The sequence below is a fragment of the Alteromonas sp. DY56-G5 genome, assembly GCF_041414725.1.
Taxonomy (GTDB): domain Bacteria; phylum Pseudomonadota; class Gammaproteobacteria; order Enterobacterales; family Alteromonadaceae; genus Alteromonas; species Alteromonas macleodii.
Genome location: NZ_JANHZQ010000138.1, coordinates 1 through 579, shown reverse-complemented (window position 1 = coordinate 579; position 579 = coordinate 1). Strand labels below are relative to the sequence as shown.

At 43.7% G+C, this 579-nt stretch carries 1 protein-coding gene; it reads left to right on the top strand.

What is annotated here, in order from left to right:
* Nucleotides 1-73 precede the first annotated feature (73 nt).
* On the top strand, nt 74-579 hold a 506-nt coding region (locus NO989_RS21910; protein ID WP_371343207.1), incomplete at its 3' end, for a transposase.

The following is a 579-nucleotide window of genomic DNA, read 5'->3' as shown; positions in this document are numbered from 1 at the left end:
GAGACTGTAACTAATTTTGTGTAACTGCCTATCTCAATTTACTCTATAGAGAGTTAAGGATAGGCAGATGAACATGAATAAGAAAGAGCTTGAAGCTTTCGCAAAGGAAGCGGCCAAAGGCATTAAAACACCTGAAGACTTAAACGAATTTAGTCAGATGTTGAAGAAAATCACCGTTGAAGCGGCATTGAACGCAGAAATGGATGAGCATCTTGGCTACGAAAGAAATCAAAAGTCTACGTCATCAAACAGTCGCAACGGTAAGAGCAGTAAACGCGTAAAAACCGAAGATGGCGAGTTTGAACTCAACACTCCTCGTGACCGTGAAGGCTCCTTCGAGCCTAAGCTCGTTAAAAAGCATCAATCCCGTTTCACCTCCATGGACGATAAAATTCTCTGGCTTTATGCACAAGGCATGAGTACCCGTGAAATCGTCAATGCGTTTGATGAATGGTACGGTGCAGAGATATCACCAACATTGGTTTCTCGCGTTACTAATGCGGTTATCGAGCAAGTTGTGGAATGGCAGTCGCGCCCGTTAGATGCCATTTACCCGATTGTTTACCTCGACTGTATCGT